General features: G+C 48.8%; 24 protein-coding genes. 10 read left to right on the top strand and 14 right to left on the bottom strand.

Translation table 11 applies throughout. The annotated features are described in order from the left end of the window. Position 1 precedes the first annotated feature (1 nt). The 5 genes from rfbD to ACO0LE_RS13065 form a co-directional block, all read right to left on the bottom strand. Positions 2-922, bottom strand: a complete 921-nt coding sequence (gene rfbD, locus ACO0LE_RS13045) for a dTDP-4-dehydrorhamnose reductase (protein ID WP_422960785.1) — start codon at positions 920-922, stop codon at positions 2-4. Continuing rightward, positions 919-1,464 carry a dTDP-4-dehydrorhamnose 3,5-epimerase gene (gene rfbC, locus ACO0LE_RS13050; protein ID WP_422960786.1) on the bottom strand — a complete coding sequence of 182 codons (546 nt, stop codon included), beginning with the start codon at positions 1,462-1,464 and terminating at the stop codon, positions 919-921. Before rfbC ends, rfbD begins: the two co-directional genes overlap by 4 nt. Positions 1,465-1,548: 84 nt before the next feature. After that, a complete protein-coding gene (rfbA, locus tag ACO0LE_RS13055) occupies positions 1,549-2,439 on the bottom strand; it encodes a glucose-1-phosphate thymidylyltransferase RfbA (RefSeq protein WP_422960787.1) in 891 nt (296 codons plus the stop codon). Then, positions 2,439-3,509, bottom strand: coding sequence for a dTDP-glucose 4,6-dehydratase (gene rfbB, locus ACO0LE_RS13060; protein ID WP_422960788.1), 1,071 nt, complete (start codon positions 3,507-3,509; stop codon positions 2,439-2,441). Before rfbB ends, rfbA begins: the two co-directional genes overlap by 1 nt. Positions 3,510-3,683: 174 nt before the next feature. Continuing rightward, the gene (locus ACO0LE_RS13065; RefSeq protein WP_422960789.1) at positions 3,684-3,896 is read right to left on the bottom strand and encodes a hypothetical protein; all 213 of its coding nucleotides are present in this window, start codon (positions 3,894-3,896) and stop codon (positions 3,684-3,686) included. A gap of 139 nt (positions 3,897-4,035) precedes the next feature. On the opposite strand from ACO0LE_RS13065, the gene grpE reads away from it, so the two are divergent. The 5 genes from grpE to can all read left to right on the top strand — a co-directional run bounded on the left by grpE (position 4,036) and on the right by can (position 9,821). Then, positions 4,036-4,596 (top strand): nucleotide exchange factor GrpE, encoded by a 561-nt coding sequence (grpE, locus tag ACO0LE_RS13070; protein ID WP_422960790.1) that lies wholly within the window; start codon positions 4,036-4,038, stop codon positions 4,594-4,596. A gap of 133 nt (positions 4,597-4,729) precedes the next feature. Beyond that, entirely contained in the window at positions 4,730-6,667 is a 1,938-nt protein-coding gene (dnaK, locus tag ACO0LE_RS13075) for a molecular chaperone DnaK (protein ID WP_422960791.1), read from the top strand. Between the two features lie 126 nt (positions 6,668-6,793). Continuing rightward, complete coding sequence (dnaJ, locus tag ACO0LE_RS13080; RefSeq protein WP_422960792.1) at positions 6,794-7,915, top strand: molecular chaperone DnaJ; 1,122 nt, start codon at positions 6,794-6,796, stop codon at positions 7,913-7,915. Positions 7,916-8,283: 368 nt separating this feature from the next. Continuing rightward, positions 8,284-8,898, top strand: coding sequence for a chalcone isomerase family protein (locus ACO0LE_RS13085; protein WP_422960793.1), 615 nt, complete (start codon positions 8,284-8,286; stop codon positions 8,896-8,898). Positions 8,899-9,131: 233 nt separating this feature from the next. After that, entirely contained in the window at positions 9,132-9,821 is a 690-nt protein-coding gene (gene can, locus ACO0LE_RS13090; protein ID WP_422960794.1) for a carbonate dehydratase, read from the top strand. Between the two features lie 210 nt (positions 9,822-10,031). Here the strand turns inward: can and panB are convergent, their stop codons facing one another. The 7 genes from panB to ACO0LE_RS13125 form a co-directional block, all read right to left on the bottom strand. Continuing rightward, positions 10,032-10,844: a 3-methyl-2-oxobutanoate hydroxymethyltransferase gene (panB, locus tag ACO0LE_RS13095; RefSeq protein WP_422960795.1), complete on the bottom strand. Its 813-nt coding sequence runs from the start codon at positions 10,842-10,844 to the stop codon at positions 10,032-10,034. Positions 10,845-10,892: 48 nt separating this feature from the next. Further along, a complete protein-coding gene (locus ACO0LE_RS13100; protein WP_422960796.1) occupies positions 10,893-11,240 on the bottom strand; it encodes a DMT family protein in 348 nt (115 codons plus the stop codon). Between the two features lie 89 nt (positions 11,241-11,329). After that, positions 11,330-11,815: a 2-amino-4-hydroxy-6-hydroxymethyldihydropteridine diphosphokinase gene (folK, locus tag ACO0LE_RS13105; protein WP_422960797.1), complete on the bottom strand. Its 486-nt coding sequence runs from the start codon at positions 11,813-11,815 to the stop codon at positions 11,330-11,332. Continuing rightward, positions 11,816-13,168, bottom strand: coding sequence for a polynucleotide adenylyltransferase PcnB (pcnB, locus tag ACO0LE_RS13110; RefSeq protein ID WP_422960798.1), 1,353 nt, complete (start codon positions 13,166-13,168; stop codon positions 11,816-11,818). It abuts the gene before it with no gap. Beyond that, a complete protein-coding gene (locus ACO0LE_RS13115; RefSeq protein ID WP_422960820.1) occupies positions 13,165-13,842 on the bottom strand; it encodes an HAD family hydrolase in 678 nt (225 codons plus the stop codon). The genes pcnB and ACO0LE_RS13115 overlap by 4 nt, the downstream gene beginning before the upstream one ends. A gap of 38 nt (positions 13,843-13,880) precedes the next feature. After that, the gene (gene hda, locus ACO0LE_RS13120; protein WP_422960799.1) at positions 13,881-14,564 is read right to left on the bottom strand and encodes a DnaA regulatory inactivator Hda; all 684 of its coding nucleotides are present in this window, start codon (positions 14,562-14,564) and stop codon (positions 13,881-13,883) included. After that, on the bottom strand, positions 14,561-15,646 hold the full coding sequence (locus ACO0LE_RS13125) for an AI-2E family transporter (RefSeq protein WP_422960821.1): 1,086 nt from the start codon (positions 15,644-15,646) through the stop codon (positions 14,561-14,563). Before ACO0LE_RS13125 ends, hda begins: the two co-directional genes overlap by 4 nt. Before the next feature lie 241 nt (positions 15,647-15,887). On the opposite strand from ACO0LE_RS13125, the gene purM reads away from it, so the two are divergent. The 5 genes from purM (at position 15,888) to ACO0LE_RS13150 (ending at position 21,769) form a co-directional block, all read left to right on the top strand. Beyond that, entirely contained in the window at positions 15,888-16,931 is a 1,044-nt protein-coding gene (gene purM / locus ACO0LE_RS13130; RefSeq protein WP_422960800.1) for a phosphoribosylformylglycinamidine cyclo-ligase, read from the top strand. A gap of 229 nt (positions 16,932-17,160) precedes the next feature. Continuing rightward, positions 17,161-18,702, top strand: a complete 1,542-nt coding sequence (locus tag ACO0LE_RS13135) for a deoxyribodipyrimidine photo-lyase/cryptochrome family protein (RefSeq protein WP_422960801.1) — start codon at positions 17,161-17,163, stop codon at positions 18,700-18,702. Positions 18,703-18,708: 6 nt separating this feature from the next. Then, the gene (locus ACO0LE_RS13140) at positions 18,709-18,852 is read left to right on the top strand and encodes a DUF2256 domain-containing protein (RefSeq protein ID WP_422960822.1); all 144 of its coding nucleotides are present in this window, start codon (positions 18,709-18,711) and stop codon (positions 18,850-18,852) included. Beyond that, positions 18,849-20,147, top strand: a complete 1,299-nt coding sequence (locus ACO0LE_RS13145) for a DASH family cryptochrome (RefSeq protein ID WP_422960802.1) — start codon at positions 18,849-18,851, stop codon at positions 20,145-20,147. Before ACO0LE_RS13140 ends, ACO0LE_RS13145 begins: the two co-directional genes overlap by 4 nt. 92 nt (positions 20,148-20,239) lie before the next feature. Next, the gene (locus ACO0LE_RS13150) at positions 20,240-21,769 is read left to right on the top strand and encodes a cryptochrome/photolyase family protein (protein WP_422960803.1); all 1,530 of its coding nucleotides are present in this window, start codon (positions 20,240-20,242) and stop codon (positions 21,767-21,769) included. Positions 21,770-21,831: 62 nt separating this feature from the next. Here ACO0LE_RS13150 and ACO0LE_RS13155 read toward each other — a convergent pair whose 3' ends face one another. Next, positions 21,832-22,344 (bottom strand): TlpA family protein disulfide reductase, encoded by a 513-nt coding sequence (locus ACO0LE_RS13155; protein WP_422960804.1) that lies wholly within the window; start codon positions 22,342-22,344, stop codon positions 21,832-21,834. A gap of 120 nt (positions 22,345-22,464) precedes the next feature. Further along, on the bottom strand, positions 22,465-22,977 hold the full coding sequence (locus tag ACO0LE_RS13160; protein ID WP_422960805.1) for a peroxiredoxin family protein: 513 nt from the start codon (positions 22,975-22,977) through the stop codon (positions 22,465-22,467). Between the last annotated feature and the right edge of the window lie 187 nt (positions 22,978-23,164).

Raw genomic sequence — 23,164 nt, forward strand, 5'->3', positions numbered from 1 at the left:
TTTAGCTGCGAGCTTGAGTTTGCATGCATGTGACCAATGCTTCTTCCCAGGTCGGGATAAGCAGACCAAAGTGTGCAACTAATTTTTCTGTATCCATACAGGAATTAACAGGTCGACTTGCCGGTGTCGGATATTCACTTGCTGGAATACCTTTTACCACAGGTGCTGCTTTAGTCAGTAAGCCTGACGCAGATGCCTGAAGCATAATTTTTTCTGCAAAGCCACACCAGCTTGTCTTACCTTTCGGCGTCATGTGATACACGCCTTGATGTTGATTCCACCATTGATCTGAATTTTCAGTTTTTTGAGACAGTGTGATGATATGTGCGGTTGCTTTTGCTAGCCAGTTAGTGGGACTTGGCGCGCCCCACTGGTCATTGACGATACTTAACTCCTCCCGCTCATTGGCCAGGCGGAGCATCGTCAGTAAAAAATTTTTTCCGAAAAGAGAATATACCCAGCTCGTACGGAATATCAAATGGCGGCAGCCGCTTTGATGGATCGCCTGCTCGCCTGCCAGCTTGGTTTTGCCATACACATTGACGGGGCCAGCAGGGTCTGATTCGACGTAGGGTTGTAGGCCGCCATCAGCATTACGTTTGTCACCGTCGAAAACATAATCTGTTGAGTAATGGATTAATGCGGCATTCAAATTTTTTGCTTCTTCAGCCATGACGCCCGGCGCAATCGCGTTGATGGCGTGCGCAAGTTCAGGTTCAGTCTCGGCTTTGTCTACCGAGGTGTAGGCTGCAGGATTAATAATCAGGTCGGGCTTTATTTGCCTAATGATGGTGCGCAATTGCTCTGGTTTGCTAAGATCCATCTCATGCCGTTCTGGAACAATAATTGTTCCAGCTGATTGAAGCGAGCTCAACAAGGCATGACCAAGTTGGCCGGTTGTGCCAGTCAGCAAAATTTTCATGCAAAAACCTCAGCATCCTTCAGTAATTTAGCTTGCTGATCTTTCGCAGACATAACAGGTTCGCCTTGGAGTGGCCAGTCAATCCCGATAGCCGGATCATTCCATTGCAAGCTGCGTTCGTATTCCGGCGCCCAATAATCGGTAGTTTTGTAAAGAAATTCTGCGGTATCGCTTGTAACGACAAATCCATGCCCAAACCCAGGTGGTATCCATAGCTGGCGTTGATTTTCTGCCGAAAGTGTAACTCCCGTCCACTGACCAAAACGTGGCGAGCTTTTGCGTAAATCAACCGCAACGTCGAATACCTCACCCGCAATCACACGAACCAATTTGCCTTGTGCCTGTTGAATTTGGTAGTGCAAACCTCGCAATACATTTTTTGCTGATTTTGAGTGATTATCCTGAACAAAATTCAGATCTACTCCCGTCAGTTCAGCAAATTTTTTGGCATTAAAACTCTCGTAAAAAAAACCACGATCATCACCAAACACACGTGGTTCTATGATCATGACTTCAGGTAAATTGGTCGGTGTTACTTGCATAATTTTTCGTAATGATGAGATGGATTGATTTTGTATTGTCTGGCGATCCTGATACTCAGACAACTGCTGAGATATCGCTGAAATTTAATAGGTTTTATGCTGTAGCAATTGCAACAGATAGCGACCATATTCATTTTTCTTCAGCGGTTGTGCGAGCTTTTCCAGTTGTGCATCATTGATGTAACCGCGGCGATAAGCAATTTCTTCCGGGCAAGCTACTTTGAGACCTTGGCGCTTTTCGATAGTTGCAATGAATTGACCCGCCTCAAGCAAGGATTCATGGGTGCCGGTATCTAACCAGGCCATGCCACGGCCCATCAATTCAACTTTCAATTGTCCTTGCTTCAGATACACATTGTTAACATCGGTAATCTCGAGTTCACCACGGTGTGAGGGCTTGATGCTGGCAGCAATATCGACAACTTGTTGATCATAAAAGTACAGGCCAGTGACAGCATAATTAGATTTTGGCTGAACAGGTTTTTCTTCAATGCTGATCGCTTGTCTTTGTTGATTAAATTCAACCACACCATAACGTTCGGGATCATGCACATGATAAGCAAACACCGTGGCACCGCTGACATTGGCATCTGCTGCCCGCAATTGTGGTTCAAAATCGTGACCGTAATAAATATTGTCGCCAAGGATGAGCGCGGAAGGGGCGTCGCCTACGAAGTCGCGACCAATAATGAATGCTTGCGCCAAGCCGTCAGGGCTGGGCTGTACAGCATATTGCAAGTTAATACCCCATTGTGAACCATCGCCAAGTAATTCCTTGAAGCGCGGTGTGTCCTGAGGTGTAGAGATAATCAGAATGTCGCGAATCCCCGCTAGCATCAGTGATGTCAGGGGATAGTAGATCATAGGTTTGTCATAGACCGGCAGAAGTTGTTTGGATACTGCCTGTGTCACTGGGTAGAGGCGGGTGCCTGATCCGCCGGCTAGAATGATGCCTTTGCGATTAGTGACCGTCATTACGCCACCTCTGCATTTTTGTTGTATTGCAGGCTGACCCATTTCAGGTAGTCACCAGATTGTACTTGGCTGACCCACTCGTCATTAGCCAGGTACCACGCCACCGTTTTGCGCAAGCCAGTTTCAAAAGTTTCAGTTGGTTTCCAGCCTAACTCTTTTTCGATTTTGCGTGCATCGATCGCGTAACGACGGTCATGCCCAGGGCGGTCTGTGACGTGTTTAATCTGGTCACGATAGCTGCCATTAGCTTTTGGTTGTAGCTGATCAAGTAAGTCGCACAGTATATGTACAACGCTTAGGTTACTTTGCTCGTTCCAGCCGCCTACGTTATAGGTTTCTCCTATTCTTCCACCTTCTAAAACCCGGCGAATCGCGGAGCAATGATCGTTGACATATAGCCAGTCACGCACTTGCATACCATCGCCATAGACTGGTAAGTCCTTGCCAGAGCGGGCATTAGTGATCATCAATGGGATTAATTTTTCCGGAAAATGGTAACCGCCATAATTATTGGAGCAATTGGTTGTCAGCGTAGGCAATCCATAGGTATGGTGATAGGCGCGAACCAAATGATCTGATGCCGCTTTCGATGCCGAGTACGGACTGTTTGGCGCATAGGCTGTTGTTTCTGAAAACGGCGGATCCTCGGCGCTCAGCGTGCCGTACACTTCATCGGTAGAGACATGAAGGAAGCGGAACGCAGATTTTTGCGGTTCCGGCAAATTTTGCCAATAGACCTTACTCGCCTCTAATAAGCTAAACGTCCCGTTGATATTGGTATTTACGAACGCAGCAGGCCCATGGATGGAGCGGTCAACATGACTTTCTGCCGCAAAATGCAGAATTGCTCGCGGTTGATATTGCGCCAATAAGGCAGCAACCTTTTCACCGTAATTAATATCGCCTTGAACAAATATGTGGCGTGCATCGCCTTTCAGGCTGGCTAGATTATTCAGATTGCCGGCATAAGTTAGTTTGTCAAAATTGATGACAGGCTCATCGCTTTGCGCTAGCCAATCGAGTACGAAATTGGCACCAATAAAGCCTGCACCACCTGTGACGAAAATCATGCTTGTGTCCTTTTTGCTAAAAGCGCATACGAAAAAAAGGACAATTTTACGCCACAAGGCGTAGTTATCGTAACTGTAAGTGGAATTTACATCTGTATTTACATCTAAGGGTAATTGAGTGCGGTGAGCTGTGTTTTTGCATGTTTATGAAAACGGCTTCTTTATTTGTGGCTGTTAAATATTCGCTTGCGACATGCAAATCCAGGCAACCACGATCACGGTGTACGCGCAAACGACGATGGAAATAAGAGATAATTTCATTTTCGCAATCTCCTCAGTGAGCTGACAGGAGTTGTTCGTGGTCAGGGTGAGTGCACGAATCTCACTCTTAATGGTAGTGGATTTACCAAGATTTTCCAGACCTGACCCATGTAAAATTTGTAACAAAACGTCTAATTAAGTAGCATATTGTCGTTACTTGCGCTGCCTCCGCCGCTAAACCCCGAAAAAGTTCATGAATACCCCTTGAAATGACATGGTTACCCCCCATTTCCTAAGAAATGTGTATTTGATTTGGAGATAAACGATGCAAGACCAAGAAAAGCCTGTAGACAACGTTAATGCAGAAGTGCCCGCAGAACCTGTCGTGGAATCGGTGAATGATGCTGCACAAGACGCTGATGCCTCAGAGGCTGAAAACGAGACATTAGCGCAGCTGGAAGCCAAAGTTCTGGAGTTGCAGGACGCGTTCATGCGCGCTAAGGCTGAGGGTGAGAATATCCGTCGCCGTGCCCAAGAGGATATCGCGAAGGCGCATAAATTTGCGATAGAAGGTTTTGCTGAAGCAATGGTTCCGGTTAAAGATAGTCTTGAAATGGCTTTAAAAGTAGAAACACCATCGATTGAGTCTCTCAAAGAAGGTGTGGAAATGACGCTGAAACAATTGAGCGCCGCGTTTGAAAAGAACCGTTTGCTTGAAATTAATCCTGTTCAGGGTGAGAAGTTAGATCCAGCCAAGCATCAGGCGATTTCTATGGTGCCTGCTGAACAAGATGCGAATACGGTTGTAGCGGTACTGCAAAAGGGTTATACGATTGCTGATCGTTTATTGCGTCCAGCATTGATTACCGTGGCGCAAGGAAAATAGTAAAAACAGGCAAAAAAACGATAAAAAATGCTTGAAACTAGGGTTTTTTGCCCTATATCCAGAACAACAGAGCGGCAACATAACGTAAAGCAGCTCAATAAATATCAAATAATTAAACTAAAAGGGAAATATCATGGGAAAAATGATCGGTATTGATTTGGGTACCACCAACTCTTGCGTTGCTATCATGGAAGGCGGCCAGCCAAAAGTGATTGAAAATGCAGAAGGCGCGCGTACTACGCCGTCGATCATCGCTTATCAAGAAGATGGCGAAATTCTGGTCGGCGCGTCTGCAAAACGTCAGGCAGTGACCAACCCAAAAAATACATTGTTTGCGGTCAAGCGTTTGATCGGTCGTAAATTCGACGAAAAAGAAGTGCAAAAAGACATTGGTCTGATGCCTTACACAATCTCCAAAGCAGACAACGGCGATGCCTGGGTTTCCGTACGCGACAAGCGTCTGGCACCACCACAAATTTCTGCCGAAGTTTTGCGCAAGATGAAAAAGACCGCTGAGGACTACCTCGGTGAAGAAGTGACTGAAGCAGTCATCACTGTTCCTGCCTATTTCAATGATGCACAACGTCAGGCAACCAAAGATGCTGGCCGTATTGCTGGCTTGGACGTCAAACGTATCATCAATGAGCCAACAGCTGCTGCGCTGGCGTTTGGTCTGGATAAAAAAGAAAAAGGCGATCGTAAGATTGCAGTTTATGATTTGGGTGGTGGTACTTTTGACGTATCGATTATCGAAATCGCTGACGTAGATGGCGAAATGCAGTTTGAAGTATTGTCTACCAATGGCGATACTTTCTTGGGTGGTGAAGATTTTGATCAACGCATCATTGACTACATCATTGAGGAATTCAAAAAGATCAACGGTCTGGACTTGTCTAAAGACCCTATCGCTTTGCAACGTATCAAAGCGTCTGCAGAACGCGCGAAGATTGAATTATCCAGCTCGCAGCAAACAGAAATTAACGAGCCATACATCGCCATGGCAAACGGCGCACCTGTGCATTTGAATTTGAAAATCACGCGTGCGAAGCTGGAAGCTTTGGTTGAAGAACTGATTCAGAAGACGATGGACCCATGCCGCATGGCGATCAAAGATGCAGGCGTAAAAACCTCAGACATCGATGACATCATTCTGGTTGGTGGTATGACGCGTATGCCTAAGGTTCAGGAACTGGTTAAAGAATTTTTTGGCAAAGAACCACGTAAAGATGTGAACCCGGATGAAGCTGTTGCCGTTGGCGCAGCGATTCAAGGTTCTGTGTTGTCTGGCGATCGTAAGGATTTGTTGTTGCTCGACGTGACACCGTTGTCTCTGGGTATTGAGACTCTAGGTGGTGTAATGACGAAAATGATCCAAAAAAATACAACGATTCCAACTAAGTTCAGCCAGGTATTCTCGACAGCAGATGATAATCAGCCTGCGGTAACGATTAAAGTTTACCAGGGTGAGCGCGAAATCGCTGCCCGTAACAAAGGTCTCGGTGAGTTCAATCTGGAAGGTATTCCACCATCAGCACGTGGCACACCACAGATTGAAGTGACTTTTGATATCGACGCAAACGGTATTTTGCATGTAGGTGCAAAAGACAAGGCAACCGGTAAAGAAAACAAAATCACCATTAAGGCAAATTCCGGTTTGACTGAAGAAGAAATTCAAAAAATGGTGAAAGATGCCGAGTTGAATGCGGAAGAAGATAAAAAGGTCAAGGAATTGGCAGAATCCCGCAATCAAGGCGATGCATTAGTTCATTCGACTAAAAAAGCCTTGAGCGAACATGGTGACAAGCTGGAGGCGGGTGAGAAAGAAAAAATCGAAGCCGCTATCAAAGATCTGGAAGATATTCTGAAGAATGGTGACAAGGCTGAGATCGATACCAAAATCGGTGCTTTGTCCACAGCGTCACAAAAGCTGGGTGAAAAAGTCTATGCCGATATGCAAGCTCAGCAGGCTGCAGCGGGCGGTGCAGCAGGTGCCGCCGGTACAGCTGACGCGCATGCAAAAGACGATGATGTTGTCGATGCAGACTTCAAAGAAGTCAAAGACGGTAAGTAATTAGTCCGGCGGGCAATCCCCGCCAAGACTCGCCGGGCAGGTTGATCGTAGTCGCGATTTCCCTGCTCGGCTTTTTTGCTTAATTCGCTGAGAGTTAATAAGGCGCAAAGAACAAGGTGTAAAGAGATGGCGAAGCGTGATTTTTACGAAATTCTGGGCGTAGCAAAAAATGCCACGGAAGATGAAATCAAAAAAGCATATCGCAAACTGGCGATGAAATACCATCCGGACCGTAATCCGGATAGCAAAACTTCGGAAGAAAAATTCAAAGAGGCGAAAGAGGCCTACGAGATGCTGTCCGATGCGCAAAAGCGTGACGCCTATGATCGTTACGGGCATGCAGGCGTTGACCCGAATATGGGGGGCGGCGGCGGTGCTGGCGGCGCTGGTTTTGCTGATGCTTTCGGTGATATTTTTGGTGACATTTTCGGCGGTGGTCGTGGTCGCAGTAGCGGTCCACAAGTCTATCGCGGTGCTGATTTACGCTACAACCTGGAAATCAGCTTAGAGCAGGCGGCTAACGGCTTCGATACAACGATACGTGTACCGAGCTGGGATGAGTGTGAAACCTGTCATGGGTCAGGTGCCAAGCCCGGTACTCAGCCTGTCACTTGCAGCACCTGTGCCGGACATGGTCAGGTACGCATGCAACAAGGATTGTTTAGTATTCAGCAAACCTGTCCCAAGTGTCATGGCACAGGCAAGATGATTCCAGAACCTTGCACTAGCTGCTCTGGCGTCGGTCGCATTAAGCGTAACAAAACTCTGGAAGTCAAAATACCGGCAGGTATTGACGACGGTATGCGCATCCGTTCATCGGGTAATGGTGAGCCTGGCGTGAACGGTGGCCCTCCAGGTGATTTATATGTTGAAATCCACATCAAGCAACATCCGGTATTCCAGCGGGAAGGTGATGATCTGCATTGCGAAATGCCTATCTCATTTGTAAAGGCCGCATTGGGTGGTGATATCGAGGTTCCCACTTTAAGTGGCAAAGCCTCATTCACGATCCCGGAAGGCACCCAATCTGGTAAGACTTTCCGCTTACGTAGCAAGGGTGTGAAGGGCGTGCGTTCAGGCTATGCAGGGGATTTGTTTTGTCATGTCGTGATTGAAACCCCTGTTAAATTAACGGACAAACAAAAAGAATTGCTGCGTAATTTTGAGCAACTCACGGTTGAAGGCGGTGCCAAACATAATCCGCAAAGCAAGACATGGATGGATAAGGTCAAAAAGTTTTTCGAATAACCAACGAGCGCTTAAGGCCTATTGACTGTCATCCGATGACGGTCGATGAATCCGCAACCTGCCAATAATCTGGCAGGTTTTTTTACGTCTACGTTTTGTATTTTGAGTCGGAGCTTGACAATCCATCATGTCAGTCATCGCATATCTTATTGAAATTCCATATTTTCTGCTAATTCGTATATAAATTTCTTCTTTTTGCACTTTATTTAAGCAAGGCGAGCCCCACTAATTTCAGTTAAGCTGAGCTATGTGGTGAGGTGGCAACGAATTGCTTTCGTCACGACTGCTTAGTGGGCTTACTCTAACTTCGCATTGCATAATAAGACGCCCGTGCGAAAAATAAGGGTAAAAAATTAATGGAGATAAATATGGTTTGGAATACAAGTAAGCGTTTGTTGGTCGCTGGATTGTTTGCGTCTGCAAGTCTGATTACGCATGCAGCAACGACAGAAGTGGCAGGCGCGAAGTTTGAAGATACGGTGCATCTGGCAAATACAGATTTAAAACTCAACGGTGCAGGTATTCGTTACAAAGCGATTTTTAAAGTTTACGCTGCAGGCCTTTACTTATCGAGTAAAAAGACGACAGTACCTGATGTGCTGGCGTCCACTGGTCCCAGACGCGTCACACTTGTGATGTTGCGTGATTTGAGTAATGAGGAGTTCGGCCGGGGTTTCATGTCCGGTATTCAACAAAATACCGATAAGGCCGAAAAGGGTAAATTGACCATGCAATTTCTGCGCTTGGGCGAATTATTTGCCTCTGTGCCTGAGTTGAAAAAAGGTGACATCATGCTGACCGACTGGGTGCCTGGTGTAGGAACGACTTTTTATTTAAACGGTAAAAAACTCGGTGAGCCATATCCTGATATCGCCTTCAATAACGCCTTATTACGTATCTGGCTTGGTGAAAAACCAGTCGATAGTTCTCTGAAAAAAGCGATGCTGGCTGATACTGGCGAAGAAAAAAGCAGCTTTCGCTAATTCTGTTTGCTAGTCCTAGAGCTTAGTTCTGTGGGTTAATCCTTGCGAGTAGTTGAAAACCAGCCTCACAGATTGATCTAAACGGAATCGGTTAAGTTCAAAAACGCGGCAGTCAAATGACTGCCGCGTTTTTTATTTTCTTTACGAAACGATCTATGGACTTCTTTTCAATGGATTTAAATTTAGAGTGGATTCTCGGTTAAAATCACGCCTGTTCAAAATGAAGGGCAAGTATGAGCACGCAAGACCAATCCATTCTATCTCCTGAGCAACTTCTTCAGAATAATCGTCAATGGGCAGATGCAATTAATGCCAAAGACGCTGACTTTTTTAAAAAACTCGCTTCACAGCAATCTCCGGAATATCTGTGGATCGGTTGCTCTGACAGCCGCGTTCCTGCCAACGAATTATTAGGGTTGTTACCAGGTGAGTTATTTGTCCACAGGAACATCGCGAACGTCGTTGTTCACACCGATCTCAATTGTTTATCCGTATTGCAGTTTGCGATTGATGTCCTGTGCGTAAAGCATGTCATCATTTGCGGACACTATGGCTGTTCCGGCGTGCATGCAGCGCTGACGCGCCGTCGTGTTGGCCTGGCGGATAACTGGTTGCGGCATGTCCAGGACGTGCATCAGAAGCATGAAGCGTATCTTGGTGATATCTATACCGAACGTGAAAAGAGCAATCGCTTATGTGAGCTGAACGTGATTGAGCAAGTCATGAACCTTTGTCAGACTACGATTGTGCAAGATGCCTGGGAACGTTCACAGAACCTCACGATTCACGGCTGGGTGTACGGCCTGCACGACGGCTTATTGCGTGAACTTGGGATGCGGGTGAATTCAGTTGATACTCTGGCGCAGCATCTTGAAACCAGCCTGGCGCGTTTTCAAGATGAAAACACTCTGCTGGCGAAATAAATTCCGGCACATTCTTATGGCGTAACACGCTGCCCGATAGTGCAGCGCGTTTCCAGTAATATGTCCTCGTTTTTAGCGAGGTAAACCGGTGAAGTGAATTAATCGCTGTCGTAGCAGACCTTGAGGCCATAACCGGTATTTAGTGATCGCCAGATGATTTACCACAGAATGCGATCGCTGGTGAGTAAGCGCACCGGTCACCATGCGCGCCTAGAAGCAATGCTCAGGAGCAGGGAAGGACTTGTCCTTGACCGCAGCTACATACGCTTGAACAGCGGCATCAATCGTTGTTTGGCCATCCATAAAATTTTTCACAAAACGCGCTTTGCGTCCAGGGAATACGCCCAGCAAATCATGCATGACCAGGACTTGTCCGGAGCATTCCGGGCCTGCGCCGATGCCGATCGTCGGTATTGCCAGTATATCGGTGACTTCTTTACCCAGGGCTGCGGGAATCGCTTCGAGCACCAGCGCGCTGGCTCCCGCCGCCTGCAAGCTCAGCGCATCTGCTTTGAGTAAATCTGCTGCAGCAGTGGTTTTGCCCTGTACTTTGTAGCCGCCAAGCTGATGCACGGATTGCGGTGTCAGGCCCAGATGCGCACAGACAGGCACAGCCCGTTCCGTTAAAAATTTAATCGTCGGTGCCAGCCAGGCGCCACCTTCGAGCTTGACCATTTGCGCGCCTGCTTGTATCAGCTGCGCGGCGTTGTTGAAGGCAGATTCTGGGGTGGCATAGCTGCCGAATGGCATGTCTGCGACGACCAGCGCACTCTTATTGCCACGGCACACACTTGCCGTGTGATAGGCAATATCCTGCACGGTGACCGGCAAAGTTGAGTTGTGTCCCTGGCATACCATGCCAAGGGAATCGCCGATCAGCAACACCTCAACACCGCAGCGATCCATCAAAGCCGCAAAGCTGGCGTCATAGCAAGTCAGCATCGTGATTTTTTCGCCTTGCTGGCGTTGCGCGATCAAGCCCGGGATGCTGATCGCTTTACGATCTTGTAAATATTCAGCCAAGATAATTCTCCAGAATAGTATTGATATATTGATTCTTCATACTGAGTGTCAGCTTCTGAAAATAAAATACACCGCACCGATTAAACATAAGCCAGCCCATACATAGTCGAGCTTAAACGGCTGTCCCATATACAGCATAGCAAAAGGCACAAAAACGATCAGTGTCAGCGCCTCTTGCAAGATTTTTAATTGTGCCAGACTGTATTGCGTATAGCCGATACGGTTAGCAGGCACTTGCAGCAGGTATTCGAACAGAGCGATGCCCCAGCTGATCAGCGCGGCAATCCACCAAGCTTTGCTGGATAAGCTTTTTAAATGCCCATACCACGCCACGGTCATGAACACATTGGATAAAATCAGCAGGCCGGTGGTTTGCAGAATGACAGGTATTTGCATGGGAGTATCTCTCTTTGCTGCTCTATCACGTCCATCAATATTGCGGATTCATCTGAAAATTAATGGTACTGGTGGGGAGTATAAATAAGTTAGCCCAGAAATTGGATACACTGACCCCTGACCAGTTCTATAAAATCACGTGCCGCGCCTTTGCCGGGAATCTCCGCGTCGGGATTCACTTGTAATAAGGGCAGCAAGACAAAAGCCCGCTCAGTCATTCTTGGATGCGGCACGGTCAGGTCTTCGTGATCAATCTGTTCCGGTCCGTACAATAGCAAATCCAGATCAAGCGTGCGCGGCGCATTCCGGTAGGGACGTTCACGTCCGAATGCCAATTCGATTTCTTGCAATGCCTTGAGCAACTCATGAGCAGTCAGACTGGTGCTGATCTGCGCGACGGCATTGATGTAATCGTCGCCAGAGGATTCAATCGGGGCGCTCAGATACAGGCCCGACTGTGCCAGTAAACGCGAGGCAGGCAGTGCCGCCAGCCGAATGATTGCCTGCTCGACGGTGCCTCGTGCATCGCCGAGATTGGCGCCTATGCCAATACATGCCTGGATTGTCGTCACCATTTATTCGGCAGCCGCCGCTTTGCGCGGCGCGCGGCGGCGCGGGCGGCGTTTTTTTACTTCTCCCGCGGCGTCCTTAGGTTTGACCGTCAACAAATGTTCACGCTCGCTGCCGTCACCCTCCATGAAGGCCGTCCACCATTCGCCAATCTCCGCATCAATCTCGCCAGAGGCGCAGCGTAGTAACAGGAAATCATAACCAGCACGCAAGCGCGGATGCTCCAGCAATTTGTAAGGAGACTTGCCTACACGTTTTTCAAAGCGCGGTTGCATCGCCCAGATATCCCGCATGTCTGATCCTATCTTGCGTTGCAAGGCCAGGCTATCGGTCTGTTTATTCAGCACATCATCAGCAGCCAGATGCAGCGCGGGAATCGCCATTTCGCCTGCGGCTTTATAGGCTTCCCATTTCTCCAGAACCTGATGCCAGAGCAAAGAGGCGAACAGGAAACCTGGTGAAACGGGCTTGCCTTGTCGTACTCGCTCATCTGTATTGGCCAATGCCAGAGTGACGAACTTTTCACCCAGCGGCTGCTCCAGTACGACGTCGAGTAAAGGCATTAAGCCATGGTGCAGACCGGCTTTGCGGAGTTGCTGCAGGCATGCCATTGCGTGCCCGCTCATCAGTAGCTTGAGCATCTCATCAAATACACGGGCGACCGGTACATTATTGATCAGAGGTGCCATGACCGGGATAGGCTCGCGCGTTGCTTCGTCGATGCTGAATTGCAGTTTTGCAGCGAAGCGCACGACACGCAGCATACGCACCGGATCTTCGCGGTAACGTGCCTCAGGCACACCGATGATACGCAAGATTTTTTTACGGATGTCCGCAATCCCGCCGTGATAATCCAGCACCGTTTGCGTGGCGGGATCGTAGTACATCGCATTGATTGTAAAGTCGCGTCGGGCGGCATCTTCATGCTGCTCACCGAAGGTGTTATCGCGCAACACGCGACCATGTTCATCCTTGGGTGCGCCGTCAGTCGCCGCACCGCGGAAAGTGGTGACCTCCAGCAAATCCTGACCAAACATGACATGCACAATCTGAAAGCGTCTGCCGATGATGAAGGCACGGCGAAATAGCCGCTTGACTTGTTCCGGCGTGGCGTTCGTCGCGATGTCAAAATCTTTGGGTTTGACACCTAGCAGCAGATCCCGCACTGCACCGCCTACGACAAAGGCTTTAAAGCCGTTTTCTTGCAGAGTCTGCGTGACCCGAACGGCATTCGATGACAGCAATTCAGGATTGATGCCGTGTTCTTTGGCGCTGAGCACAGTGGGTTTGCGCTTCGTTCCTGCGGGTTCTGGCGGGTTTTTGACACCCAGCATCTTGCGGATAAATTTCTTGATCATTGCGCGTCAAATAAATGAATAATCGGCCAGCCGAGCTGCTCGGCGTGGGCACGTAGTTTGTTATTAGGATTCGTGGCGACAGGATGACTCACAATCGACAATAAAGGAATATCGTTTTGTGAATCGCTGTAAAAATAACTCCGCGGAAAATCACTGAGCTGCTTGCCCTGAGAAGCTAACCATTGGTGCAGGTGAGTGACTTTGCCTTGACCGGAGGTGGGGATGCCTAGCAGTTTGCCGGTGATTTTTCCTTGTTTGTTCAGTTCCGGCTCGGCGGCGATCAGATGTTCTACGCCTAGAGCTTTGGCGATCGGTGCTGTCACAAAACGATTGGTCGCCGTGATGATGGCGATCAGGTCTTGCTGCTCCTTGTGTTGTTGTAATAAATCTCTGGCCGCTGGCAATAGCGCCGGGTGAATGACCTCATGCATAAACTGCTGATGCATTGCATCAAGTCGATGGCTGGGAAATTGTGCCAGAGTGCCAAGTGCAAATTCCAGATATTCAACTGGATCCAGAGTGCCGGCCTGATATTGCGCAAAAAAATTTGCGTTACGCCGTGCAAACGCATCGGCATCAACAGCACCGGTACGTGCTAAAAACTGGCCCCATTCATAATCCGAATCGATAGGAAGCAGAGTGTGGTCAAGATCGAATAAAGCGATGTTACGCATGGTGGCGGATGGCAAGGGCTGTGAGTCGTTGGTAGGCATTAATTGGTATAGGCTTGTTGCTGTTGTAGCAGCTCGCGCAGTAAAGGTAAGGTGATCGCCCGCTTGGTTTCCAGCGAGTAGTGATCCAGTTGATCAAGCATGGAGGTCAGTGAGCGCATATCGCGCTGGTAATGCGTAATCAGGTAGGGTAACACGCCACTTGAGATGCTCATGCCACGCGCATTCGCCGAACGCTCCAGCGCGTCTATTTTATCCTCATCCGTCAATCCCACAACCTGATAGATCAGGCCCCAGCCGAGGCGGGTACGTAAATCATCCCTGACATTCAGGATCATAGGCGGATGATTGCCGGCAGCAACCAGAAAACCACCATGGGCGCGGGTTTCATTGAACAGGTTAAAGGCGTCGATCTGGGATTGTGGAGGCAAATTTTCGCAATCATCGAGCAAATATAAACTAATTTCCGGAGTGTGATCAAAGGCGCTACCGGGTGCGTCGGCACTAATATAACGCGCTTGCCCGCTGGTAGCCAGCGCATGTAGCAGATGTGTTTTACCCGCACCAGCTTCGCCCCACAGGTAGACAAAACGTTCACCATATTGACTTGGCGTGCGATGGGAAAACAGACTCAGCAATTGGGCGAGTTCCGCATTTTGTCCTACCACAAAGGTATCTAGGGATGGCAGTTTTTCCGCATCCAGATCAAGCAGTAATTGCCTCATGGTTGACGATAAAGAGAGCTATTAAAATAAGAAACACGCAAATGTTTGACCGCCACGGCGAGAATTGCCGAGGCAGGTAGTGCGACCAGAATACCGATAAAACCAAACAGCTGACCAAATGCCATCAAGGCAAAAATCACCGTCAGCGGATGCAGGCCTATACGTTCTCCGACCAGCCGTGGGGTCAGGATAAAACTCTCGAGTATCTGACCAATGCTATAGACCACCGCGACAGCAACCAAGCCATGCAGGCCGTCAAATTGAATTACTGCGCCAATCAAAGCTAGTGCAAGACCAAGTCCAAAGCCAAGGTAAGGAATAAACACTAAAAATCCTGTAATGATGCCGACTGGTAGCGCCAGATCAAAACCCGCCAGTGCCAGTCCGCCAGAGTAGTAAATCGCGAGAACGATCATGACCATAATTTGTCCGCGCAGATACTGCGCCAGGATACTGTCGACTTCGATGACGCCCGATTTCACACCGTCGACCCAGCGACGCGGGATGAATTGTTCCAGCCTGTTCATCAGCGGATGCCAATCCATTAACAGGTAAAACAAGACAATAGGAATCAACAGCAGGTTCGCCACCATCCCGATGACCGCCGTACCGCCTACCCGTATCGACGACAGAACGGCCTTGCCAATGACATCGCCGCTTGTCTCCAATTGCTGCGTCAACATAGTTTTAATGCCGGAACTATCCAGTCTGACTTTGATTCCCAGATCACTTAACATCGGTCCCAGCAAATCATTGGCTTTATCAAAAAAACGTGGAATCTGATCTTGTAGCTGCGGAATTTGTTTTTGCAAAATCGGCGTCATGATTAGTAGCATGGTCAAAATGAGCAGGATTACCAGCGCAATGATTAAGCTTGCCGCCAGAGCTCGTGGTAGCCGGAATTGCTTGATGCGTAAGGTGCACAGACGATCTACCCAAGGGTTGAGGATGTATGCCATGATGCCCGCCACAATGAATGGCATCAAAATAGGGCCTAGCATCGATACCAGCAAAAGAAGTGCGCATCCGATTAGCAACCACAGGGTGGTCTGTTTTTGCTCGGCAGTAAAAGAAAATGGCATAGGCTGGCTAGGTGGCGTCAGGTCAAAAATTCTTAGCAAATTTTACAGTGCCAGAGTGGCAATGTTGTCTTCGCTCTCAGGTAATAATTCAGGCAAGTATCTGGCCTAGTATGAATTAAAGCCCCTAAAAACTAGGAGCGGAGCGAGCGTTTTGTTAAAATAGCGGTTTTGCCGCTGAAATTTGCAGGATTCAACGGCAATCCCCCTATTTTACCGCCTCAAGCCCCTATTGACGAATATCATGAGCACACCAAGCAATGTTTCCCTCTCTTACCGTGACGCTGGCGTCGATATGGTCGCTGGCGATGCGCTAGTCGACGCGATTAAGCCTTTTGCTAAACGCACAATGCGCGAAGGCGTCATGGCTGGCATCGGCGGTTTTGGTGCCATGTTTGAAATCAGTAAAAAATATAAGGAACCTGTTCTGGTTTCTGGTACTGACGGTGTCGGTACCAAGCTGAAGCTCGCCTTCCACCTGAATCGCCATGACACCGTTGGCATTGATCTGGTCGCCATGAGCGTCAACGATATTCTGGTGCAAGGTGCTGAACCTTTGTTCTTCCTTGATTATTTCGCCTGCGGCAAACTCGATGTTGCCGTTGCGACTGATGTAATCAAAGGTATCGCTTTTGGTTGCGAACAGGCAGGCTGTGCCCTGATCGGCGGCGAAACGGCGGAGATGCCGTCGATGTACCCGGATGGTGAATACGACCTTGCCGGTTTCGCGGTCGGTGCGGTAGAAAAATCCAACATCATTGACGGTACCAAGATCGCTCCGGGTGACGTGATCCTTGGTCTGGCTTCTTCTGGTATCCACTCAAACGGTTTCTCTTTGGTACGTAAGATTATTGACGTTGCCAATCCGGATTTGAATGCCGATTTCCACGGACGCAGTCTGGCGGATGCACTGATGGCGCCTACTCGTATTTATGTAAAACCTTTACTGGCATTGATGGCGAGCATGGAAGTCAAAGGCATGGCGCATATCACCGGTGGCGGCCTGGTCGAAAATGTGCCGCGTGTACTGGGCGACACCTTGACTGCCGTATTAGACAGCAGTACATGGGAATTGCCACCTTTGTTTACTTGGTTGCAACAGCATGGCGGTGTTGCCGATGCAGAAATGCACCGCGTATTCAATTGCGGTATCGGCATGGTCGTGATCGTGTCGAAAGAAAACGCGGATGCTGCGATGGCACAACTGACAGCTGCAGGCGAAACTGTGGCACGTATCGGTACTATCCATGCACGTGAAGGTGACGAGCATCAGACGATTGTCATCTGAGATAAACCAAGAACAATCGTTTTATCCGTTCAATCCTATAAAAAAGCGCATGTGCATCATGCGCTTTTTTTATTGCTGTTAGCCTTTGCTTGTTTCGGCGTAGCCTGGTTCGTGCTGTTACATCCGGCATCATCTTATTACGCTCTTGTCCCTCTCTTGACCCGCTTCTCTCAGGTTCGTCGCTGATACAGCAAAAATCCTGCTGCCTCGCATTTGTATAATGCAAAGCATGAGTTATAGCATCGTTTGGTTTAAACGTGATCTGCGGTTACATGATCACCTCGCGCTTCACACGGCCGCCGCTCATGGGCAGGTGTTGTGCATGTACGTGATCGAGCCAGGTATATGGGGTCATGCGGATGCGGCGAATCAACATTATCAATTTGTGCTGGAAAGTTTGCGCGAGTTGTACACCGCGCTACGCCAGTCAGGCGGTCAGTTGCATGTGCTGACGGGGGATGTCCCCGAAGTGTTCCAGCAGTTGTATGCGGCTTTGCCTTTTCACACGATCTGCTCCCATGAAGAAACTGGTAATGCGCTTACTTACCAGCGCGATCTGGCACTCGGACGCTGGTGTCGTCAACAGCAAGTCACCTGGCAAGAGTTTCCGCAATTTGGTGTCGTGCGACGGCTTGCCAGCCGCAATGCCTGGCATACGCATTGGGATGCACATGTACAGCAACCCTGTCTGCCAGTCCCGCTGTTAAACAGCAAAAGTTTCGTCACCTTGCCGCTTGACCGGCAGCGTCCTCCGGCACCTCAGGAACTGGGATTGCAGTTAATCGACCCGCCTCGTCGGCAATCAGGCGGACGCGCTGCCGGTGTCGCGGTGCTGGAGAGTTTTTTGTGTGATCGCAGCAATCAGTATCGCGGCGGTATTTCGTCGCCTTTATCAGCTCCGACCGCCTGTTCCCGCTTATCTCCTTATCTTGCGTATGGTTGTTTGAGTTTGCGCGAAATCGTACAGGCAACCCTGAAGCAGAGTGCGCAGCTGCCGGTCACAGCATTGCGTCAAAAACAAGGATTGAGCGCATTCATCAGTCGTTTGTATTGGCACTGTCATTTCATCCAAAAGTTAGAGAGCGAGCCAGAGCTGGAATACCGCAACCTGCATCGCGGCTACGACGGTCTGCGTGAGCATGACTGGAACCCGGATCATTTCACGGCCTTAACCACAGCACGCACGGGCTGGCCACTGGTTGACGCGTGTGTCGTCATGTTACGTGAAACCGGCTGGCTAAATTTTCGTATGCGCGCCATGCTCGTGTCAGTGGCTGCTTATCCTTTATGGCTGGACTGGCGGCCGGTAGGCCATTGGCTGGCGCGTCAATTTCTGGACTATGAGCCGGGCATACACTGGAGTCAGATGCAAATGCAATCGGGTACGACGGGCATTAATATCCCGCGTATTTACAATCCAATCAAACAGGCGATGGACCATGATCCGCAAGGACGTTTTGTCCGTCATTGGTTGCCAGCCATGCGCCGCGTTCCAGACTCTTGGTTGTTTGAGCCCTGGCGTATGCCCCCCGAGATGCAGGCGAACTGTGGTGTTACGGTTGGCGAGGATATTCCTGTGCCAGTGGTGGACCTGGAGCAGGCGACAAGAGCAGCCAAGGCGCGTCTCTTTGCTCTGCGAGGCCAGCCTGCGGTGAAGTCGGCGAAAGCAGCGATTGTTGAAAAACATGGGTCAAGGAAAAAAAGCCAGCCTCACTCAAAGCGCAAACAAACCAGTACGAAAAAATCACCGCAACTGAGCTGGGAGTTCTGAATGAAAATGCGTAAAAAATCCGATTTACCTTGCAAAACCTGCACGCAATGCCAGCGACCGTTTAGCTGGCGCAAGAAATGGGAAAAAGTATGGGATGACGTCAAATATTGCTCAGAACGCTGCCGTCGCGATAGCCGGAGTACCACATGACCACATTAATTTACTGGTTCCGTCACGATTTGCGCCTTGCGGATAATGCGGCATTTTTAAGTGCTTGCAGCCGGGCGGACAGATTGATTCCGGTTTTTTGTCATGACCCTGATGTATCGGAAAAAACGATCTGGGGTTTTGATCGGATGGGAGCACACCGGCAACAATTTTTATCCGCGAACTTAAATGACCTCCATACGCATCTGCAATCTTATGGCAGCACCTTGCTAGAGCTTCATGGTGAAGCTCGCCAGGTTTTGCCGGACTTAATTCGTAAATATGATGCAGCAGCCGTTTTCTGTGAGGCGATTGCAGCACCCGAAGAAGAGGCAGCGCTACACGCCTTGCGGCATGAGGGCGTGCAAGTGATCGCGAGCTGGCAATCGAGTTTGCTGGATCCTGACGATCTGCCATTTGCTGAGCAGGAACTGCCTGACGTATTCACGCAGTTCCGCACGGCGATTGAGGCCGCTGGTATGAAGCCGCCACGTCCGCTTGGCGTACCGCTATCTGTGCCGCCCTTGCCTGAGCAGATGGCTCTGATTGAGCAACGTCGGGCCACATCCATTACTGTTTGCGCCAGTCACATTGGAGATGACCGCTCCTCATTTCCTTACAATAAGACAGAATTTTTGGGCGGCGCGAGCGCAGCGAATGCGCATCTGCGTCAGTATCTCGCGAGAAAACTGCCGCATACCTACAAACTCACCCGCAATGGCTTGACGGGCACGGATTACTCCACCAAGTTCTCACCATGGCTGGCCTCAGGTGCGCTGTCCGCCCGATCCATTTATGCAGAGCTGAAAACCTTTGAGCAGGAGCAGGGCGCCAATGACGGCAGTTACTGGATATGGTTCGAACTGTTGTGGCGGGATTATTTCCGTTTTCTTCATCTCAAATACGGACGGCGTTTATATGCTGCTCGCGGCTTATCGGAGTTGCCTGCGCCACCTCATGATGACGAGGCCTTTGTACGCTGGTGCAAAGGAGAAACGGGCGAGGAACTAGTGGATGCCGGAATGCGCGAATTAGCCATGACAGGTTATTTGTCGAACCGGTTGCGGCAAGTTGTTGCCAGCTACCTGATCCATAATCTCGCTTGCGACTGGCGGGCTGGAGCGGCCTGGTTTGAGTCGCAATTGATTGACTATGACGTCTACAGCAATCAAGGCAACTGGTTATATATTTCTGGGCGGGGTACGGATCCGCGTAACGGGCGACGTTTTAACCCGCAAAAGCAAACACGGGATCATGATGCGGATGGCAGTTATCGCCGGCGCTGGCTGAGCCTCTGATTTCTCTCTAACAGTATTAACCAGTTTTAATCAGTTTCAACAGTGCGTTGACATGGTGTTAGCGCATCTCCCACAGCATACCTGGCACCTCTATGACAATATTACGATTAATTCTTGGCGATCAACTGAATCTCCGGCATCGCTGGTTCTCCGAATCAGCGGACGATATTGTGTATGTCTTCATGGAGGTACGTCAGGAAACCGACTATGTTTTACATCACGCACAAAAAATTCTGGCCATCTTTGCAGCAATGCGCGATATGGCGCGCCAGTTAAAAGAGCAGGGCCAACGTGTACATTATCTGACGATTGATGATGCCACTAATCTGCAATCATTACCTGCCAATATTGATCATCTTATTGCGCATTATCAGGCGAGCAGTTTTGAATATCAGGCGCCTGATGAATGGCGGCTTGATCAGCAATTATATGAACATGGACGGCGTTCGCCAGTCGCTTGGGTGATGGTCGACAGCGAGCATTTCTATACAACACGCTCAGAAGCCGCCGATATTTTCACGGGCCGCCGTCAATGGCTGATGGAGTATTTTTACCGGCAAATGCGAGTCAAACATCAGATCCTGATGGAAGACGCGAAGAAGCCCGTCGGTGGTCAATGGAACTATGATCATGACAATCGCAAACCTTGGCGTGGTACGCCGGAGGAGCCTGTCGATCAACGCCGCTGTCACGATCATTCTGTCCTTTGGAATGCGATAGTCGCTGCAGGTGTAAAAAGTTTTGGCAACCCTAAGGCAGATCAGTTGGCATGGGCTCTGAACCGTGCTGAAGCATTGCAACAACTCGATACTTTTATCGATCATGCCTTGCCACATTTTGGCGATTTTCAGGACGCAATGAGCAGCAATGCCTGGCGCTTATTCCACTCACTATTATCATTCGCATTGAATGTCAAAATGCTGAATCCGCGTGAAGTCGTCGATAAAGCAGAGGCCGCATATCAACAAGGTCATGCATCGTTAGCAGCGGCGGAAGGATTTATCCGCCAAATTCTGGGATGGCGTGAATACGTGCGCGGTGTGTATTGGACGAATATGCCGGATTACGGTCATCATAATGTGTTCGGTCACTCAACTGTCTTGCCCGCCTGGTTTTGGACAGGGCAAACCAAGATGCGTTGCCTGTCTCATGCAATAGGACAATCCCTGGAACAGGCGCATGCTCATCATATACAGCGATTGATGGTGATCGGTAATTTTGCGCTGTTAGCCGGACTGGATCCGCATGCCGTGCATTGCTGGTATCTCGGCGTCTATATCGATGCGTTTGAGTGGGTGGAGATGCCGAACACTCTGGGCATGAGTCAATTTGCTGATGGCGGACTTCTGGCAACCAAACCTTATGTATCGAGTGCTGCTTACATCGACAGAATGAGTGATTATTGCAAGGGCTGTCATTACGACAAAAAAGCCCGTCTCGGCGAACGGGCTTGCCCCTATAACGCGCTGTACTGGGACTTCTTTTATCGTAATGCAGACCGTCTGGCAAACAATCCGCGTATTGGCATGGTGTACCGCCAGTTAGAGAAAATGGACGCAGATGCTGTCCAAGGTTTTACCGATCGAGCAGCACTGTTACGTGCTCGCCTTGACGAACTCTGACTGAATACAGATTAGACTTTGATGTAGCAGTCGTCAGTGCAGGTAAGGTGACTTTTTGAGGACTATTCCAATGACAGCCAGAGCTTATCCCAGTCGCCGGGCTGAAACGTACCTTCACGTTTAAATACTAGTTGGTGTTGTGGGTTGAGAACAAAGTGAGTTGGTTGCGTCACGATGTTACCAAAATTATCTTTGTGGCCGGACGCATTGCGCCATACGGTAGGAAAACGCTGATCTTTGGGATAGGCATGCGTGGTGATGTCGTTGTATTCATCCAGGTCTTTTTTGTTTTGATCGATATTTACACCCAGCAGTACGAATTTTTTCTTCGAATTACTGACGTAAAACTCTCGCATCAATTTCAGATCATGGCTACAGAGTTCACAATCGAAGGTAAAGAAACTGACCAATACCGTACGACCTGCAAAGTCCTTGAGATCGATTATTTTCCCCGTGATATCTGTACCATGCAGCGTGTATTTAAGTGACTCAATTTTTGGCTGCCCTGATACGATTGGTGACGACAACATCAAGCCAGCAATGCTCGTCAACTGAATGAAATCTCTTCGATTCATATTACCCCCTAGACCTAAGTACTGCGAATTTAGTAGCGGAATAAACAAGGAAATACGTAGAAAATATAAAGAGTACCAGAAGAATTGGGTACTACTTTGCGTATATTTTTTTGGGAAAAATTAACTAAGAGAGAGCCAAAGATTGTCCCAGTCATCTGGTTGAAAAGTCCCTTCGCGTTTAAATACCAATTCGCTTTTTTGGTTCAACACAAAATGCGTAGGTTCGCGGACGATGCTGCCGAAATTGTCTTTGTGGCCAGGCGCATTTCGCCATATGGTGGGGAAGCGCTGCTCTTTTGGAATCGCCAGTGAAACGAACTGGTTATAGGTATCAAAATCTTTTTTATCCTGATCAATATTCACGGCGAGCAAGACGAATTTTCGTCTCGAATTGCCGACATAAAATTCACGCATTAATTTCAAGTCGCGGGTACAAAGATTACAGCCACCAGTGAAAAAGCTGACAAGTACAGTCTGGCCGGATAGATCGTTCAGATCAAATTTTTTACCATTCATATCTGTGCCCAGCATCGTATATCTGGCGGGCTCTTTGTTATTTTGTGCCATGACACCAGAACTTGCCATGGAAAAGCCTGAGATCGCCAGGTTCTGGATGAAATGTCGTCGGTTCATGATGTGTCCTTGCGCGTGTTTGACTTCGTTGCTTTATGAATCAGAAATAAATTGAAGATAAAAGAATGGCTTCAGCTATATATTTCAGATTAGTCTGCAATAAGCGCACAAGCTTACAAAATTCAGCAAATATATTTCCGTCAAGGGCGCTATTGGTGTGGTTAATTTGATAATATCTGTCGTTTAT

The sequence above is a fragment of the Undibacterium sp. Xuan67W genome (assembly GCF_049340165.1).
GTDB lineage: Bacteria > Pseudomonadota > Gammaproteobacteria > Burkholderiales > Burkholderiaceae_D > Undibacterium.

Excerpts from the sequence above, each read along its gene's own strand:
- rfbD (WP_422960785.1), bottom strand. The coding sequence starts at position 922 with ATGAAAATTTTGCTGACTGGCACAACCGGCCAACTTGGTCATGCCTTG.
- rfbC (WP_422960786.1), bottom strand. The coding sequence starts at position 1,464 with ATGCAAGTAACACCGACCAATTTACCTGAAGTCATGATCATAGAACCA.
- rfbA (WP_422960787.1), bottom strand. The coding sequence starts at position 2,439 with ATGACGGTCACTAATCGCAAAGGCATCATTCTAGCCGGCGGATCAGGC.
- rfbB (WP_422960788.1), bottom strand. The coding sequence starts at position 3,509 with ATGATTTTCGTCACAGGTGGTGCAGGCTTTATTGGTGCCAATTTCGTA.
- grpE (WP_422960790.1), top strand. The coding sequence starts at position 4,036 with ATGCAAGACCAAGAAAAGCCTGTAGACAACGTTAATGCAGAAGTGCCC.
- dnaK (WP_422960791.1), top strand. The coding sequence starts at position 4,730 with ATGGGAAAAATGATCGGTATTGATTTGGGTACCACCAACTCTTGCGTT.
- dnaJ (WP_422960792.1), top strand. The coding sequence starts at position 6,794 with ATGGCGAAGCGTGATTTTTACGAAATTCTGGGCGTAGCAAAAAATGCC.
- ACO0LE_RS13085 (WP_422960793.1), top strand. The coding sequence starts at position 8,284 with ATGGTTTGGAATACAAGTAAGCGTTTGTTGGTCGCTGGATTGTTTGCG.
- can (WP_422960794.1), top strand. The coding sequence starts at position 9,132 with ATGAGCACGCAAGACCAATCCATTCTATCTCCTGAGCAACTTCTTCAG.
- ACO0LE_RS13100 (WP_422960796.1), bottom strand. The coding sequence starts at position 11,240 with ATGCAAATACCTGTCATTCTGCAAACCACCGGCCTGCTGATTTTATCC.
- folK (WP_422960797.1), bottom strand. The coding sequence starts at position 11,815 with ATGGTGACGACAATCCAGGCATGTATTGGCATAGGCGCCAATCTCGGC.
- pcnB (WP_422960798.1), bottom strand. The coding sequence starts at position 13,168 with ATGATCAAGAAATTTATCCGCAAGATGCTGGGTGTCAAAAACCCGCCA.
- ACO0LE_RS13115 (WP_422960820.1), bottom strand. The coding sequence starts at position 13,842 with ATGCGTAACATCGCTTTATTCGATCTTGACCACACTCTGCTTCCTATC.
- hda (WP_422960799.1), bottom strand. The coding sequence starts at position 14,564 with ATGAGGCAATTACTGCTTGATCTGGATGCGGAAAAACTGCCATCCCTA.
- ACO0LE_RS13125 (WP_422960821.1), bottom strand. The coding sequence starts at position 15,646 with ATGCCATTTTCTTTTACTGCCGAGCAAAAACAGACCACCCTGTGGTTG.
- purM (WP_422960800.1), top strand. The coding sequence starts at position 15,888 with ATGAGCACACCAAGCAATGTTTCCCTCTCTTACCGTGACGCTGGCGTC.
- ACO0LE_RS13135 (WP_422960801.1), top strand. The coding sequence starts at position 17,161 with ATGAGTTATAGCATCGTTTGGTTTAAACGTGATCTGCGGTTACATGAT.
- ACO0LE_RS13140 (WP_422960822.1), top strand. The coding sequence starts at position 18,709 with ATGCGTAAAAAATCCGATTTACCTTGCAAAACCTGCACGCAATGCCAG.
- ACO0LE_RS13145 (WP_422960802.1), top strand. The coding sequence starts at position 18,849 with ATGACCACATTAATTTACTGGTTCCGTCACGATTTGCGCCTTGCGGAT.
- ACO0LE_RS13150 (WP_422960803.1), top strand. The coding sequence starts at position 20,240 with ATGACAATATTACGATTAATTCTTGGCGATCAACTGAATCTCCGGCAT.
- ACO0LE_RS13155 (WP_422960804.1), bottom strand. The coding sequence starts at position 22,344 with ATGAATCGAAGAGATTTCATTCAGTTGACGAGCATTGCTGGCTTGATG.
- ACO0LE_RS13160 (WP_422960805.1), bottom strand. The coding sequence starts at position 22,977 with ATGAACCGACGACATTTCATCCAGAACCTGGCGATCTCAGGCTTTTCC.